The organism is Undibacterium sp. SXout20W (genome assembly GCF_049340285.1).
Classification (GTDB): Bacteria; Pseudomonadota; Gammaproteobacteria; order Burkholderiales; family Burkholderiaceae_D; genus Undibacterium.
Map to the genome: position 1 here is coordinate 1 of NZ_JBMPPH010000064.1, position 15,953 is coordinate 15,953.

Here is a 15,953-nt window from a genome sequence, read left to right on the forward strand (position 1 = left end):
TGGGTGAGATGTGTGTAGTTCATTATGCAATTTCGACTGGCCGGTCAAAAAGGCACAAATGCTATCGCATCTTGCCCTCATTAACCGGTACCGTTCATAAATTGCACTTCATCCTAGAATTCGCCATGTCATATTCTCATGGATTTAATGCATTAGCATCGGCATTGATCGTAATGAATTTTGAAAATAACTCTATTCTATGGTCTGCGCTTGCCATCAAATCTGGCCTAAGAGGAATAGCGACAGTCGCTGAAATTCATTACGTTAAAGTAGAATTCTCAAACGCTGACCTACTTGGCATCAATGCCAGATTGCAGAGCGTACGTCAATTCGGCAGATTTTTGGTGCCGTTACTTTTAATATTACTTAGTTCAAGTATGCTAGGTTTAGTTGGCTTGATCATCGCAGGAATCGCTTATTTATTTGGCGCTATCATTTCTCTATTTTTATCACAATCTACTGACCGATTATCAATAGCGCCAACTGCTAAATTTCAATCGGGCGACGCGCCGAAAAATGAAATTGAAAATAGATTCCATACATTATCTTTAACAGCCATATTTTGCATGGTAGTTTTTGATGCATCGATAAACACAATTTTCCCTCAACTTGCTATCGCTAACGGATTTTCCAGATCTGTAATGGCAGAGGCGATGATTTTGACAGGTATTGGTGGGATTGTTGGCGCCGCCTTGGCCAAGCGAATTGGCGCCCTACCCTCTGGGAGAGTATTAATTTCGACGATATTATTGACAGGAATTTTAATCCCGCTGTGCGCAACTTTTGCAAAACATGAATTTCTATCAGCAGGTCTTATCCGCTTTGGATTAATGATGAGCGGCGCAAGCTTATCCGTAATCCTAGTCATTGCTACAACGAATTTGCAACGGTTTAATACGAATGAAAATACAGCACGTGAGGGCGGCATCCGAAACTTGCTCATTGGCCTTGGGGCGATTATCGGGTCGCTATGTTCTGCGGCTCTTTCTACAAAATACGATTATGTTGACGCTACTTTTATGATGGCTTGTTCTTCATCTCTGTGTATTTTGCTTTCCGCTGGAAAATCATTTACTAGAAATTCTCTAGAGAAAATTTAATACTTTTCGCATTTTAATTGAGGCAAATTATGATCGGTGCAATGCACGTCACTTCAAGGGATTTTGAAGGCGATTCAAAATGCGAATCCATTAGTAAATACACGTCAATCCCGGCGAGTGAGATTCGAGAGAAATTTGAATTTCGGGTACATAAATTCATGGAATCAGTGACCAGGCGTGTTGCGCTAAGTGACATGAGATAGGTTCGACTTAAAATTCATTTTCATTTTGCCTCAAATTTGCCTCAAATTTGCCTATAACTCATTGAAGTCACCAGCAATATTGGCAACAATAAAGGCATGTCGGGCTCTGTTTCATGCCCTCCAAAATATCTGGCTTCTTTAAATTGTGGGTTACATTAACGTATAAACGTTTGTAACCTCGCAAGTCATAATATTTTTACTAATTTCATACTAAATTAGTAATTAAGCCTGGCCATTGGCAATACGCTTAATAACGACGACGTGGTTGACCGCCACCACCACTTTGTTTCTCAATATGGCGGAAAGTAATCCGACCTTTGCTTAAATCATAAGGTGACATCTCTAAAGTCACTTTATCACCCGCCAGAATGCGGATGTGATGCTGACGCATCTTGCCAGAAGTATACGCAATTAACTGATGCCCATTTTCCAGATTCACACGAAAACGGGAATCCGGTAACACTTCTTCAACCATACCACTCATTTCTAACAGTTCTTCTTTTGCCATTGTATATTCACATTCATAAAAGGGTGAGTACAGCCGTGCACATCACAGGCCATACATGCCAGCTGGCAAAAAACATTACCTGCCGGGCGTTGGTGTTCGGTTCTTGGCGCACGTGGCTTGCACAGGCAGTGTGCAATGGCGCAAAAATGATACGTTATGTAGGCTGAGTCTGCGGTACTGATATGCAGTAAGCAAAGACAGTGCGTGAGATTGAAACGAGGTCAAGGTCACCACAACATACAACTAGAGGGTGTCCAGATAGAGTCACAGATACAAGAAAATCTGTTCGATCAAAAGAAAACCGGGCTACAAGTACGCGATTATACCTCGATGTGCTGGTTTGACCGAAAATCTTAGGATATTTTTTGAAAATAGTACAATTTTCCGGCAATCTCACCTCAGTATTGTCTTCATCATACTTTTGGTTAAGGTGCTTATTTTTTAAGCATTTTCGGAGACTTATGTGCTCTTTTTAGGTATTGTTTGACTCCTGGGCTTCACAGTCTTGCTCAGTTTGACTGGCGCGAAGACTTGTAACATGCCCGACATCATGACATCCAACAAGGCATCAACCTGTTCTTGTTGATTGAGCTTAGGTGTCCATTCGTCACCCTCATCCATGACCAGGCCGATCGAGGTTAAGCCGTGCAAGCCTTGCCAGAATATCTGCGTCATCATATGCAAACGGGTCTCGTCACCTTCCACCAAGCCATGCGCCTTGAGATTGACAAATAAGCTATATGCAAATGCGTACGGATCTTGTTGTGCATTGCCATGTTCTACCTCGGCAGCCTCAACGGGGGCATGCGGGCGGCGTTCCATGAAGACCAGCGCATATTCATCGGGATTGCTCAGGCCATATTTGACATACGCCTTCCCTGTAAATCGAATTTGTTCGATTGGATCTTCGCTCAGTGCCGCCGCTTTTTTCATGACCTTCACCAGCTCAAGCAGGGTTTCATCCATCGCCTGAGTAATCAAAGTCGCTTTATCGTGGAACAGCGCATACACAATCGTTGTTGAAAAGCCGGCCTCTTCTGCAACTTTGCGGATCGTGATTTCGCGTGCGCCGCCCTTTTTTACTAAGGCTTTTACCACGGAAATAATATGTTTTTTTCTAGCCTCGGATTCACGGCGCTTGCGTTCTTGTAGATTTGCGGAAGCCTTGGTCACACTCATGTCCTATCAGAAAATAAGAAAGCACACTGACTCGCCCCTCCGGTGATGGAAATAAAACCCGGCGAATAAGTGTGCCCATTATACGCAAGCGTCTTCGTGATGACGACACTAGTTAGCGATAAGCGACTACATTCTGACTTTGACTTGTACACCAAACAATCGTGGCGCTGTGATCGACGCAAACGGTGTCCCCAAAACCGCAGTAATCGGATCGCCGTCAAACACATAGCGCTTATCAAACACATTGTTGACAAACATGCTGACACCCCAGCGGCGGTCTTCGCTTTGCCAGCCAAGATGCAAATCAGTGCGGATCTGTGCCGAGCCAATGCTGAATGCCGGCGTGGTCAAACACGACATTTGCGCTGCAGAATTTGCATTGCAACGCGTTGCACCGGTGTAGGCACTTTGCACACTCAGATCGACGTTACCATGCAACACGTCATACCACGTGTAATCGGCACCAACAGCCGCGCTCCATTTAGGCGTGCCAACGGGCTGACCAGATAAATCCGGGCCGTTTTGAACGACATAATTCGCATATTTTTGATCAATGTATTCGAAGTTGCCGTAGAGCTTTAAACCACGCATTGGTGCCCAGTGCGCATCCAGATCAAGCCCCGTTGCATTTTGATCGCTATTAGTGACTTGATAAGCCGGAATCGGCGCCCTGGGAGCCTGAATCAGTGTCAGCGATTGCAGGTTGGTGAATTTATAGTGAAATAGTGACGCATTCAGCATCAATTTCGCTTCTTTGAAGTAGGATTTCACGCCGACTTCATAATTCCATACTTCTTCAGGTTGGAATTGTGCCCCCATAGAAACGGAGTTAAATCCACCGGACTGATACCCTTTGGTGATCGACGCATAACTCATTATATCGGGCGTGTAGTGATAATCGAGGACGACACGAGGACTGGTATCGTTCCAGCTTCTTTTTATATTTAATGCATTCGTGGTTGCAGAATTATCGACAAAAAAGTTTTGCGTTAATGCAGCCAAGGCCTGACTTTGACCATTAAAAAATCCATATTGATTGGCGGTATTGATCACGCTATCAAGCCCGGGAGCAATCCGGTTTGGATAGTTCCAGGCAAAGCTCTTGCTATCGTGGGTCATTCGAATGCCTGTCGTCAGATTCCATTTTGGTTGCAAATGCCAAATGACGTCGCCGTAAATCGCCGCAGATTGATAGTTGCCGTTGTTCATCATATTTTCTTGCCAGGAATTACCCAAGAAATTCAAAGGCAGGCCGTTCTGTGCCGCGCCAGCATTGAGCATGCTGAACAGTGGGAATCCCAGCATATTATTGGCGATGGTGTTATAGCTATCCGTATTGGTGTTGACCTGGCTATCTTGGTACGCATTTTCTTTATAGAAACTTACACCCGCTAACCAATCTGCGCGGTCATTTTTACCGGCGATTTTAAATTCTTGCTGCCAGGTCGTATTGGTTTCTATATTGGCAGTATTTAAAAACGTGACGTAGTTGTTGGTACCATCTTCATCTTCCTGATTAAAAGACGTGAAGTGGCGATACGCCGTCGTTGAAGTAAAGTCGCCCCATGAAAATGGTTTTTCAATTTTTAAGGTGACGCCATCGTAGCGCCGGGTTTCAATATTATTGGCATTGGTATCGTTAAAAATCACACCTTTGCGTGGATCAACGAACGTCGAGGGATCTGCTGGGAATGCAGGTGCCACGCCATTTCCGCTGGGTGTTACCAAAGAAATCGGCGGACGTGCCATTTGGTGTAAGTCTTCATGTTCCCATGTCAGTAAGACGCGGGTCTTTTCTGGCGCTTTCCATAGCAAGGCAGTGCGGGTTCCCCAGTTGTCATTGTCTTTGTATTTCTGCCCGTTACCGCTGTCGGTTAACCAACCATTACTCTTATTATCGACGACGTTAAAACGCAGTGACCAGTCTGGATTAAACGCGATATTGAGCAGACCGGTCGCATATTTGCTGCCATAATTACCGACACGCATCGATGCCTCTGCTTCGAGTTCGTCCGACGGTTCGTTCGAAACAATAGAAATCGCGCCACCAGCACTATTACGCCCAAATAAAGTGCCCTGTGGACCTTTGAGGACTTCAATACGTTGCACATCATTGAAGTTCATCAGTGCGCCGCCAGTTTTTCCACTATAGACGCCATCGACATAAATGCCGACTGGCGCATCCGTACCGATCCCAAAATCTTGTGTGCCGACACCGCGTAAATAAAAACTTGGTTGTGTCGGGCGATTACCATCAACAGTTAAACCGGGAATGTAGCCATTCATGCTATCGAGATTCGTAGCAGCCAGCTTTTCGAGTTGATCCGCCTTGAGAATCTGAAACGGGATTGGTACTGCTTGCGCTTCTTGTGAACGGCTTTGTGCCGTGACCGTCACCATTTGTCCATTATCTGGATCTTCAGCGCTAGCGAGTAGAGGCAGGCTGCTGCTGATCAAAATGGCTTGCGAAATGCAGATCACGATTTTACGCTTCTTGAATTTCATGTCTCTTCCTTTAGTGAGTGAACTTATTTCGGTTTTATTTTGATTTTATTTTGGCTTTATTTTGGGTTTATTCTCATTTTTTGTGAGCTTGCTCTCGTCCTTTGTACTCACTGGTTACCCACGTGCTTTTTGATTTCCAACGACTGATTTTCAACTTCTGATTCTTAACTTCTGATTCATATTTTCTTTTTGACTGCCTTAAATTCTCGGAATTGATCTTCTTTGATAGCAAGCGCTATTGACATCAGGCAGTCGCTGGAAAGGCAGGCCACATATCAACAATTTTTCCATCGTCGTAAACAGCGATGTCGCCAAATTGCATCAGTACCGCTTCGCTCTGACGCGGTCGGAAAAACACAAAATCATCGACCTTGAGGCCTTGCTTACCTGATTCCAGAAAAAGCTGTTGATTTGATGACGTGCCATACAGCCCGCTGGCGCTCAGGCCTGCCGGTGAAACAGGATCGGCCAGCCAGTTACCGCCGTAAATAAAAATCGCCTGTTTTTGATTTTCATCCCATGCGCGTGCTGCATCGCCTAGCCATTCAACACCGTAGGGCATTTGAAATTGATCATTCACCTTCAGCACTGGCGTTGCAATGAATGCCGCCGCCTGCAAATCAGCCAAGCCAGGTAAATCAAAGTCACTACCTTTTACAAAGGCGGAGCCAACGGACACTTCATTTTCTATGCCTGAGCCATCATATAAACGATAGGTTGGTGAGCCGCCTGCATTAAAAGTAAAAGCTTGCTGGACAAGATTGCCGGACCTATTTTTTAGCGCTGCTAATGCGTGATGAGCAAACTGTGTGTACGTTTCATGCGCATGCTCATGCGCTGCTTTTTGCAAGCCAGGCAGGTCATGAATTTTGGCGACGTGGGCGTCATAACCCATCATGCCTGCAAATTTCAAACGCGAATCACTCTGCAATATTGTCAGCATTTCTTGCAGCGTTTGAATGCTACTTACGCCGCCGCGATGTAGCCCGACATCAATCTCAATATTGATTAACATCTCCACATTTTGCTGTTGTGCGAACTCGCGATATTGGCTGAGTCGCTGCGGCGTATCAACCAACCATTGTAACTGGTGGGCAGGACGAAAGCTGCTCGCAACGGGATCATGCTCTCGATAGAATTGTGCTGCGGCAGCGATGGGCATTGGCTTTCCGAGCAAGATGTCTGTATCACCTTTACTCATCGTCAGTAATTGCGGCAGACTGAATAACATCATGCGTTGGCTGCCGGTGATGCTGGTAATTTCTTTGATTAATGCATGTGAAGGCAAAGATTTGACTACCAGTCGTTGCGACACTTTGCCGCCTATATTCTGCATGATTTTGCTAGCATTTTGACGCAGACGTTGGCGGTCGATCAGCATCGTTGGCGTCGCAATGCCAGCTGCCTTCAAAGACTGACTGATTGCTGCATAATATGCGGAATGTGGCGCGCCTTTTTGCCCTGGTCTGAGTGCCAATGCACCAGCAACACCGAGACCTGCAAGCGCTAAGAATTTTCGGCGTTTTGTGGAAATCATGCTTTCACTCCGAACACTTGGCGTAAGTGTGGATTAAGCATGCGACCTTGCGGATCACAGTGTTCACGTAGTGCTAAGAAGTCTTTCCAGCGAGGGTACAGGATTGCAAAGTCAGTCGCCTGATGTGCGTGTAATTTCCCCCAATGCGGACGACCTTGGTATTTTCTGAAAATAGGCGCAATGTCTTGCACCAGATATTCATAAGCTTCGCCAGCGGCAGCATGCACCGCAATTGAGCATGATTCACGCTGATAAAATGGGCTCAGCCACGCTTCATCCGCTTTGACGAAACGGAATTCTAATGGGAAAAATACGTCATGCCTTTGTTCTAATTTTTGAATCACTTCACGCACGCAATCGACGCCATGTTCTTGTGGCACATGACATTCGGTTTCATTGAATTTGGTCGGACGAGAAGTCGATAATAATCTCCAGGATTTGTCTTGAGCGGATTCAATTTGTTGTGGATCGATCATTTTCTTGGCGACCCAACGTCGCAAGTCAGGGAATCGTCCCATCCAATCACGTAGTTGGCGCAAATCATGCAACATCGCTTCGTCACCAGATTCTGGCCGGAAAATTTTGTCGTCAGGCGCAATATCATGCGTGATCGCAGCGGCATAACCAGTAAAAGGTAAATAATAGAATTCGAAATGCCGATGTTGATTTGCCAGTTGATAAACCATAGACAGCATTTCTTCAACCGGTTTTAACCAGACTTTTCGCTGCAACCGATAGGCAGGTACAGCCTCTAAAGTGGCTTCAGTAATGACGCCTAAACTGCCCAGCGAGACTCGCGCTGCTTGTAACAGATCCGTATTTGATTTGTCATCACAGGTCAGAATCTCACCGCTTGGCGTAACCAGACGCAGCGATTGTACTTTTGCATGCAAGGCCGGTAGCTCTTTACCCGTGCCGTGGGTCGCTGTGCTGATCGCACCGGCAAAAGACTGGGCATCGATATCTGGTTGATTATGCATTGCCAAGCCAATTCCATCGAGTTCGCGTGCTAATTGCGAAAGACGTGTGCCAGCCAGAAATCTGACCAGATGATCCTGGTGATCAATAATGCCGGACATCTTGTCTAAAGAAACGATGGTGCCATCGGTGGGAACTAATGGTACGAATGAGTGCCCGGCACCGACGCAACGGATGCTACCTGCACGTTGTTTAAATAATTCTGCAACGGCGCTTTCATTCGGAGGACTATTGATCGCCATTGGCTGACAGCGTTGAATTCCTGACCAGTTTTGCCATGTAAGCGTGTTCGCCTTGTCTGAAGGTAAATTCAATGGGGAACCGGCCATTTCGACTGGTACTTTCGCCAGTTCCGCCAACACCCCGAGGCCACCAACTGCACTGATCGCTACACCTGCTTTGATCAACGTTCTGCGAGAAGAGCGTGATGATGTGTCTTTGTGATCAATGCTCATGATTTTTCCTTACTGGTGGGAATCGGGGTCGACATAAATTCAATCAAGCTCCGTAAATCCTGATCGCTACAATCGCTACAAAAGCCTTTGGCTGGCATGGCTTTATAGCCGTCGCGTGCATGCTGCACTAAGACCGCCATACCTTGTTCAAGCCGCGGTTGCCAGGCGGGTGCAAAGCCGACGATGGGTGCGGTACTGCTGACCGCCGTGTGACAACTGATACACGAGCGTTTGTAAATGGCCGCAACCTGTGGGTCTGCTGGTAAGGCGGTTTCAGCAGCGCTGATTTGCTCAGCGGTAGGTATCACAGGCTTGGGCGTACAGGCGGCCAGCGCTATGGCAGCACATGCTGCCACGATGAGCGTTCTTAACATAGGTCATCCTCTTTTCGCTGTTCAATCGGGTGAACAGGCTAGTCTCATTTATTTTTTTAGAACAGACTCAAACTACCCCTGCAGCTCTACGGCTTTAAAGTTATATGCGAGGGTCATTTTAAGCAGGTCTTTTTTTTTTGCATTTAATTACATAACAACGTTTTTATTATATAACGTTGTTTTTTATTTGGGATGTTATTTTGAGGTTGTTGTTTTTGTGTCTCTAAAAAAACGAATAGTCGAATCGCACCTGGCGATCTCATTGTTTTATGCCAAAAAGGCAAAAAAGGGTGCCGTGGTTTTATCCACGGCACCCAGTCATCAGACCAGAGATTGTTTGTAGAGGCTTATCGGGATGTATTGTTGATTACTTGGGTTTTCAGAATACTATTGAGTCCATCGCTCAGAGAAATTTGTACGCTGCCATTTGGTGGTAATAGTGCCAGATTCAGACTGACATTGCCGCCAGTAGCACGCATTGTCAGTGTCGTATGCGTGCCGTCTTTGGCGATGTAAATTGCGGTCAGCCAAGGATAACGACCATTGTTCCAATACACATGTAAGTTGTTTCCAGTCTGTTCAATCGTCGCTGTATCTGGCAATGCTGCGATCGATTTTTTTACTGGACTTGCAGCAGGCGTGCTCGCGCTTACGGTGACGGCAGCTTTTGGTAATAGCTTCCCATTCTTGACAACATCGATGCTGACGATGCCAGGTATTGCTGGCATTAATACTGAAATATGTTTTTCGTCTGCATGATCTAAACTCACCGCGGTGAAGCCGCGGTAGGTAGTTTTGCCATCGGAACTCACGATACGCAACTGAAACTGACCACTTTCAGAATCTGCCTGATAGCCAGTGCCGAGCAATTGAACTGGATCCAATGTTACGTGTTCATCTGCGGAGATTGTGCCAGAGACAAGCAACATAGGTTGTGACACGCTATTTTTACTCGCTAGCGCTGACGGCATGTTGTCTGCCAGTATCGCGACCTGATAATTAGATTTGCCGCGAATATAGTTTGCGATCTTCTGATAGCTATATTCCGAGAACCAGGTACCACTGCAATAGCCCATTAAATCAGTGGTTCTTGTACCTGCAATGCCTGGTGAGGAAAGTATATTGTTTTCCTGATCAAATAAGGGAGCGGCAGTGAGCTGTGCGGTATCCGAATTCACCCACGGCAAAGGCGTCGTTGAAAAGTAGGGATCGGTCCCACTCGCGCCACCGCAAGGCGCATGAGACAAACTCAGGTTATGTCCTACCTCATGGATAATCACGTTGTGCAGCGCGTAGTCACCGCCACGCATATCGTTGCCGACTGCAGCCAAACCTGGTACGTAACCTAAACCAGCAGTGCCATTGAATTTTACGGAGGGCACCATGGCGTAATAGTGGGTCTGACTATTTTCTGTAACTCTGAGTTGATTCACCTGACCCAGCACATTGCCATAGTCACCGGTCGCAGTCAGCGCGTCAGAAAGTGTACCCGCTGGCGCCCAGGGGGAATGGAAATTCACGACCACTGATGCGAGTGGCATTACTTTTTTAAAGGCGCTCACAATCTGTGCCGCAGTCGGTACATTGGCTGTGTTGGCATTAATAATCAGAGGCACGATGGTCAAATGCAAGGTGTTACTGTTGTTGACGATCGGCGTGGCGCTCAGACTCTGGCCATCCGTTGTGGCGAGATCCAAAATCATCCCTGCATGCACCTGACTACCGGGAATCGTCGCATAGCATTGATTTGCCAGCGAATAAGAAATATTGACGTCTCCATCATAGATGGGCAATGCCGCCGGGCAAGTCATGGTAATGGCATTATTACTGCCCCGTACCTGCACAGAGACAACCGGCGGTCCCGTGTTAGACGCATTGACTGCGTACACGTAGGCACGCAGCAACGCATCGCGTCCGGGCGTCAAAATTTGATAAGTGCTGGCGGGTCGTTGTGCCATACTCTGCGCCAATTCGATATGTGCCAAGCGGGAGTTGGCAGTATTGGCTACCACGTTCAGCGTATAGCTTGCACTTGATGCCGTATATTGATCTGCGGGCAGGCTTGCGGTAATTGTCGTTGTACCTATCTGCAGTGTCGTAATCGCGCCACTGACACTGTCGACCGTCGCCACGCCAGGATTGCTGCTGGTATAGCGAATAGCGGTGGTTGGCAAAACCACGCCAGAGGTCGTCGTCGCTATTGCGACTTGCGGCATATTACCCGAGATTTGTGCCAACATTGATTTCGTCGACACCGGAAAACTCAAGATTGCAGGTGTTAAACAATTAATGTTGATGGTCACGTCGGACGTACCAGCAACCCCCGAAGGATCGGCGAGGGAACTCGTACAAGTTTGACCATTTGCAGGTTGTTGTGTTACTGAACCAGTGTATTTACGGGTGCTTTGAGTTTGAATGAAGCTGGTGAGGACACCGTTTTTTCTCAGAGTTTCTATCCCATAGACACCGCCAGCATCGACCCACCCATCCACCCTGAATAAAAATGTTGCACCTGAAGTGTTATCAAAACCAGTGACGTTTAATAAAATGCGATCAATAGCATTGGTCGTTGCAACGGTGGCAGCGCTGGGCCCAGAACAGGTTGTGGCATTGCATGCAGCTACCTGGTAACTGTAGGCTATGTTCGGCAATAAACCTGAATCAATAAAGCTTAATCCAGTCAGCGTCGAACCTCCAATCGTGACACCACTTCGCGTTAATACGTAGCGGCTTGCGCCAGGCACACTTGCCCATGAAACTGTCACACTGCTACTGTTTTTAGCAATTGCGCTTGGTTGTCCCGGAACAGCCGGTGCTGATGGTGTTGGCGGTGTCGGCGGTGTCGGCGGTGTTGGTGTCACAGGTGGTGTGGTGATCACAGGCGCAGCTGCAGTCTGTAGGTTGCTTACCGGGCTCCATGCAGAACAGCCGGCGCTATTACAAGCTTGGACTTGATAGGCATAACTTGTAGCCGGACTTAAACCTGTATCTGAATACGTCAGAGAAGAAATAGTTGCGGCATTTGCAATCTGAAAGCCATTACGCTGCAACTGATAACTGGACGCACCTGCAACGCTACCCCAATTTAAAATAATCTGTGTGCTAGTAACTGAGCCTGACGTCGGTGGATTCGGTACCGCCGGTATCACGACAGGGGGAGCAACAGTGGCCGCTGGAAAATCAAAATTATTGCCACAACCGGCATTTGAGCAGGCGATTAAACGATAGACATAGCTAGTTGACGCAGTCAAACCGCTGTCCACGAACGAATTAGTCGTCACGTTCCCTAGCGTAGTAAAACTGCTGGCATTACCTGCAGGCGCAAGACTGCGCAACACTTCGTAATAGCTAGCCCCCGCGACCGCGGGCCAGCTTAGAGAAATACTGCTGGCTGAATTACTCTGTACCGTTGCCGTCGTAACAGCAGCCGGCGTTGACGATGTCACCGACGGTGGCGCTGCGGTGCCTGTGGCGTTGTTATTACTACTACCGCTGCTGCCACCACCGCAGGCAGTGAGTGTCGATAACGTAGTCAAAAAGAGAGCAGCGCGAAGAGTTGAATTCATACCAGATGTTCCAGAGTAGCGTTGGTTTTCCGAGATTTGCCAGATCTTGTAATGAACCATGCTAGTTAATATTGTAGACGGGTGATCAACACTGACTGCACATGCGGTTCGGGAAGAAGCTTACCCATTCAAGAGAAGATACGATATTGTACTTTGGGGCAACAAAATTTACCTAGAGGTAAGCGAGGATTTTATGATCTTGCGAGGGTGCGTTGTGCCTGTGCAGGTATATCGCGATCTACAGACCAGTTATTCAAATCAAAAATGGTATTTCGTCGGGATGATTTTGCGATCACTCCGAGATATTTTTAAGTTAAGCAATATCTTGATAGATTTTTTACGTACTTACGCTCTTTTTTTGTAAATTCTTTGTACGCGTTTTTGTATCCTTGCATCCTTTTAATTTTGCATCACTTCGGTTAGTCAGTGACCGACATTAACAAAATGCCAAATTTCTTCTGTCGAACGCGCCATTATTAGCTTTATCAAAATGAAACTTCAGCCGACGATGTATCACTTGTGTGAAATGGCCATTGCTTACGGTATCGTATTATTTTTACCGACGTTGGTTGATTTTATGTATGAGTCAGAAACAGAAGTTATGTTGATTGGTTGGCTCAATATTGGATTGATAGTAATGGCTTATGAAAATGACTTCGTTGAAGTCCTTGCCCATAAACAGCGTATCCTGCGGCGTTAGTTGTTCGAACCTACGCCATTTGCGATCCATGTTTCCCTATGCGGTACGATATCTATCGGTTGGAAAATCTAGGATTAACTTAAGTAAAAATAGTACTGAATTTGATGGACTCACATTGAATAATATTCAACGGTAAGATCAAATTTACGGCTGATGGTATGGCTGATAACACGGCTGAAACTCGGCTGAAACTCGGCGGATAGCTTGGCTGTAAAGGCGCAATACAAACGTGCCTATTTTTTAAATCGTTAATGACAAAGCAGCCTCAACATGTTGGCTAGTTAATCTTGTACAACACGGTATTTGGCGTTAGTACAATTTGAACATCTTCATATGATGTTAAGTTTCCCGCATATTGACCATTCACATTGATATAGTTGACGAAACTATAGACAGCGATGGCCTTTCCATGGCGTGATGGCAAAGGAACATCCACATTAGTACTCGGTGGTATCTCCACGGACACCACGTCGATATTTGAGGCTAGACTACTCTGGATCAAGAATTTCTGAGCAAACCAGGCAGGGCCTGTTTTCGGTAGAAATGGAATCGCATCTCGGTTATAAACGAAAACGAAATCTATCGCGGTTGCAGTGTCTTGGTTCGCGTCGATTTCCGCAGAGATCAGTATCGATTTTAATCTTGTCGGTGGCAGAGTGCTACAACAACTTAAAAGCGAGCATAGCGCGGACATCAATAATATGGTTTGTAAATTTTTCCACTGATGGTGGAAAATGGTCATGACCCGCTTGATTACACGAAGTGAATTTGTGTAGACGCAATATTTAAGCCAATAGCGTTTAAGTATATTCACGAAAGTAAATGAAAAAAGCCCTACGACTAAATTGTTCATGTTAACAGGTCTTAGTCGAGTAGTTTTTGCTTCATTCATTCGATGTCACCTCAAAGTATATTGTTTCTCAAATACGAATACTCGATTGAGATTCTAGTTCTTTGTCCGTAATGTGTAAGGCACGGAGTAAAGTAAGCTTCAAGCCTTACTTGTGACGATACTGCTTAACTAGTTCGTACTTCACATACTCGCCGTCTGTAGGCTGACCCCATTTTGTCTCGTAACTAGCACGATCAACCCTAAATATGTCTATCACAGGCCAAATAATTGGATCGCCGGAACAACTTTCATCTTGCTTCTCGTGAACCGCAAAATCAAAAAAATTTGAAGCTGATGAGCCACAACCGTCTACGACATCACAAGCCCACGATCTAAAATCGCCTGCGCCGCAATCTAAATCGATAAATTCCTGTTGGCGTCGCTAGAAGGGCGTTGAAATTTTTTCGGATAAACGTGCGTGGATTTTCGAGTCGTCGGTTTACGGTCGACCACGTTAAAAAGTGCTGCGAACTATTGCTATGAACTATTGCTGTGAACTGTTGTTGTGATTCAAATTGATTAAAACGTGTCGAACAATGTCAGTGATTTAAAAGATCTTGTACTGCTATTGCCGTTAAGTGAACTTTGCTTGCCCTAAAGCGAACGATGCATTTTGAATGAGTCCATTTACTACTTCATAAATGCAAATCTTCTCGATTGTGCCTGGCCCTTCAGGAAAATTCCGGGTAACGACTTCGAAATCTACAACGATGTTATTCATAACTGTTCTGCTTAACAAACGTGCCGCTAAGTCTGGTTCTGAAAAACGGCTAATTATTCGAGAACGCATTTCTTCATGTCCCTGAGCAATTAACTCGCCATGCAACGTGGTCTGCTTTGCATTAACAGCGTAGGTACTTAGCCAAGCTTCCATATCTTTGGCATTGTAGGCATTGAGCTGCCGTTGGACAACTTCGATGGGAGACTCGATCGACATTCTTTCAATTTCTTTCATTGATGTTTATGGCGTTTGACAGTTCTAAGATAGCTATATGATTCTGATTGATATTTGCCTTCGATGACTTCACATCATCATCCTTAAAATTTCGCGAATTCCTGATGGGCTACTTTTGTATGATTTGGCCAATCCGCAGTAAGTTGCCGTCGGGATCGACAACGGCGAATTCCCTTAGTCCCCATGGTTTATTTTCCAGTGGATCAATTCTTGGTTGCCCGACGTTCGGTAATTTACTACGTAGGCACGTCTGATAGAGGCTGTCTACATCTTGCACCCGGATGTAACAGCCAGCAGAGGATAATTCTGGAATAAGTTCGATATGTGTAAAGAAATGCAGTTCAATGCTGCCTCGATGAAAAATAGCATAATCTCTATTGAATGCATGCGTTCCACCTTCAAAGCCTAAATTCAGATAGAAATCAGTCGTTGTCTGCATCGACCGGCAGGGTAAGGTAGGTATGGCCAGATCAATATTGTCGTTCATGTTCACATCCTCTATTTTCTATTATAGTAACCAGATATTTATTCGACTGTTTTATGCCATCCAAATGACATTGACCTATTTTGGTATCCGACTAAAATTCCAGTAGATGCCAGCACCGGAAACGCTTATGAAAAAACATATCGCGAGAACATAGCCGGCAGGATTTCTTAAGCCGATGAAATCGGCGAGCAAGCACAACGCAACAGCCACCAATAATTGCATCGACAAATAGAGCCAAAGTCGTCGAAATGAATTTTCTCGCCTGTTTTGTTTCATTTTATACGCCGTGAAATAAGTAGGCAGCCATAACGCGATGAGTAACATTAAGCTAAGAAGAAAGGTAAATAGCCACTTCATTGAATGCCTTGATTTTCATATATTAAAGTCTAACGCGAGTTCAATTTTGAAGTGCAAGCGTATTTTTGAAGAATACCTGATTGGGTGTAAGGTATCCTAACCTTTTTCTTGGTCGATTATTCAGTCTATTCATGGCGTGATCAATCTCCTGTTGTGT

Annotated in this window: 12 protein-coding genes and 1 pseudogene; 2 read left to right on the top strand and 11 right to left on the bottom strand. The window is 45.7% G+C overall.

All coding sequences use genetic code 11. The annotated features are described in order from the left end of the window. A partial coding sequence (locus ACO0K1_RS18925) for a hypothetical protein (RefSeq protein WP_423028575.1) occupies positions 1-1,100 on the top strand: 1,100 nt, incomplete at its 5' end. A 450-nt stretch (positions 1,101-1,550) separates the two neighbouring features. On the opposite strand, the gene infA is transcribed toward ACO0K1_RS18925, so the two are convergent. The 7 genes from infA to ACO0K1_RS18960 all read right to left on the bottom strand — a co-directional run bounded on the left by infA (position 1,551) and on the right by ACO0K1_RS18960 (position 12,405). After that, positions 1,551-1,811, bottom strand: coding sequence for a translation initiation factor IF-1 (infA, locus tag ACO0K1_RS18930; RefSeq protein WP_186913897.1), 261 nt, complete (start codon positions 1,809-1,811; stop codon positions 1,551-1,553). Positions 1,812-2,270: 459 nt separating this feature from the next. Beyond that, entirely contained in the window at positions 2,271-2,990 is a 720-nt protein-coding gene (locus ACO0K1_RS18935) for a TetR/AcrR family transcriptional regulator (RefSeq protein WP_423028577.1), read from the bottom strand. Positions 2,991-3,116: 126 nt separating this feature from the next. After that, positions 3,117-5,495: a TonB-dependent receptor gene (locus ACO0K1_RS18940; protein WP_423028579.1), complete on the bottom strand. Its 2,379-nt coding sequence runs from the start codon at positions 5,493-5,495 to the stop codon at positions 3,117-3,119. Positions 5,496-5,739: 244 nt separating this feature from the next. After that, positions 5,740-7,032 (bottom strand): alanine racemase, encoded by a 1,293-nt coding sequence (locus tag ACO0K1_RS18945; protein ID WP_423028581.1) that lies wholly within the window; start codon positions 7,030-7,032, stop codon positions 5,740-5,742. Beyond that, positions 7,029-8,465, bottom strand: coding sequence for a D-arabinono-1,4-lactone oxidase (locus tag ACO0K1_RS18950; RefSeq protein ID WP_423028583.1), 1,437 nt, complete (start codon positions 8,463-8,465; stop codon positions 7,029-7,031). Before ACO0K1_RS18950 ends, ACO0K1_RS18945 begins: the two co-directional genes overlap by 4 nt. After that, positions 8,462-8,839, bottom strand: a complete 378-nt coding sequence (locus ACO0K1_RS18955) for a c-type cytochrome (RefSeq protein WP_423028585.1) — start codon at positions 8,837-8,839, stop codon at positions 8,462-8,464. The genes ACO0K1_RS18950 and ACO0K1_RS18955 overlap by 4 nt, the downstream gene beginning before the upstream one ends. Before the next feature lie 347 nt (positions 8,840-9,186). Beyond that, complete coding sequence (locus ACO0K1_RS18960) at positions 9,187-12,405, bottom strand: hypothetical protein (RefSeq protein ID WP_423028587.1); 3,219 nt, start codon at positions 12,403-12,405, stop codon at positions 9,187-9,189. 490 nt (positions 12,406-12,895) lie between these two features. Between ACO0K1_RS18960 and ACO0K1_RS18965 the strand changes: the two genes are divergently transcribed. Then, entirely contained in the window at positions 12,896-13,105 is a 210-nt protein-coding gene (locus tag ACO0K1_RS18965; RefSeq protein WP_423028589.1) for a hypothetical protein, read from the top strand. Positions 13,106-13,382: 277 nt separating this feature from the next. On the opposite strand, the gene ACO0K1_RS18970 is transcribed toward ACO0K1_RS18965, so the two are convergent. The 4 genes and pseudogenes from ACO0K1_RS18970 to ACO0K1_RS18985 form a co-directional block, all read right to left on the bottom strand. Then, entirely contained in the window at positions 13,383-13,847 is a 465-nt protein-coding gene (locus ACO0K1_RS18970; RefSeq protein ID WP_423028591.1) for a hypothetical protein, read from the bottom strand. Between the two features lie 724 nt (positions 13,848-14,571). Next, positions 14,572-14,952 (bottom strand): nuclear transport factor 2 family protein, encoded by a 381-nt coding sequence (locus ACO0K1_RS18975; RefSeq protein WP_423028593.1) that lies wholly within the window; start codon positions 14,950-14,952, stop codon positions 14,572-14,574. A gap of 109 nt (positions 14,953-15,061) precedes the next feature. Beyond that, on the bottom strand, positions 15,062-15,439 hold the full coding sequence (locus tag ACO0K1_RS18980) for a bleomycin resistance protein (protein ID WP_423028596.1): 378 nt from the start codon (positions 15,437-15,439) through the stop codon (positions 15,062-15,064). A gap of 397 nt (positions 15,440-15,836) precedes the next feature. Further along, positions 15,837-15,953 (bottom strand): annotated as a pseudogene (locus tag ACO0K1_RS18985) (IS30 family transposase); the annotation flags it as partial.

Excerpts from the sequence above, each read along its gene's own strand:
- ACO0K1_RS18970 (WP_423028591.1), bottom strand. The coding sequence starts at position 13,847 with ATGACCATTTTCCACCATCAGTGGAAAAATTTACAAACCATATTATTG.
- infA (WP_186913897.1), bottom strand. The coding sequence starts at position 1,811 with ATGGCAAAAGAAGAACTGTTAGAAATGAGTGGTATGGTTGAAGAAGTG.
- ACO0K1_RS18955 (WP_423028585.1), bottom strand. The coding sequence starts at position 8,839 with ATGTTAAGAACGCTCATCGTGGCAGCATGTGCTGCCATAGCGCTGGCC.
- ACO0K1_RS18965 (WP_423028589.1), top strand. The coding sequence starts at position 12,896 with ATGAAACTTCAGCCGACGATGTATCACTTGTGTGAAATGGCCATTGCT.
- ACO0K1_RS18980 (WP_423028596.1), bottom strand. The coding sequence starts at position 15,439 with ATGAACGACAATATTGATCTGGCCATACCTACCTTACCCTGCCGGTCG.
- ACO0K1_RS18960 (WP_423028587.1), bottom strand. The coding sequence starts at position 12,405 with ATGAATTCAACTCTTCGCGCTGCTCTCTTTTTGACTACGTTATCGACA.
- ACO0K1_RS18940 (WP_423028579.1), bottom strand. The coding sequence starts at position 5,495 with ATGAAATTCAAGAAGCGTAAAATCGTGATCTGCATTTCGCAAGCCATT.
- ACO0K1_RS18975 (WP_423028593.1), bottom strand. The coding sequence starts at position 14,952 with ATGAAAGAAATTGAAAGAATGTCGATCGAGTCTCCCATCGAAGTTGTC.
- ACO0K1_RS18935 (WP_423028577.1), bottom strand. The coding sequence starts at position 2,990 with ATGAGTGTGACCAAGGCTTCCGCAAATCTACAAGAACGCAAGCGCCGT.
- ACO0K1_RS18950 (WP_423028583.1), bottom strand. The coding sequence starts at position 8,465 with ATGAGCATTGATCACAAAGACACATCATCACGCTCTTCTCGCAGAACG.
- ACO0K1_RS18945 (WP_423028581.1), bottom strand. The coding sequence starts at position 7,032 with ATGATTTCCACAAAACGCCGAAAATTCTTAGCGCTTGCAGGTCTCGGT.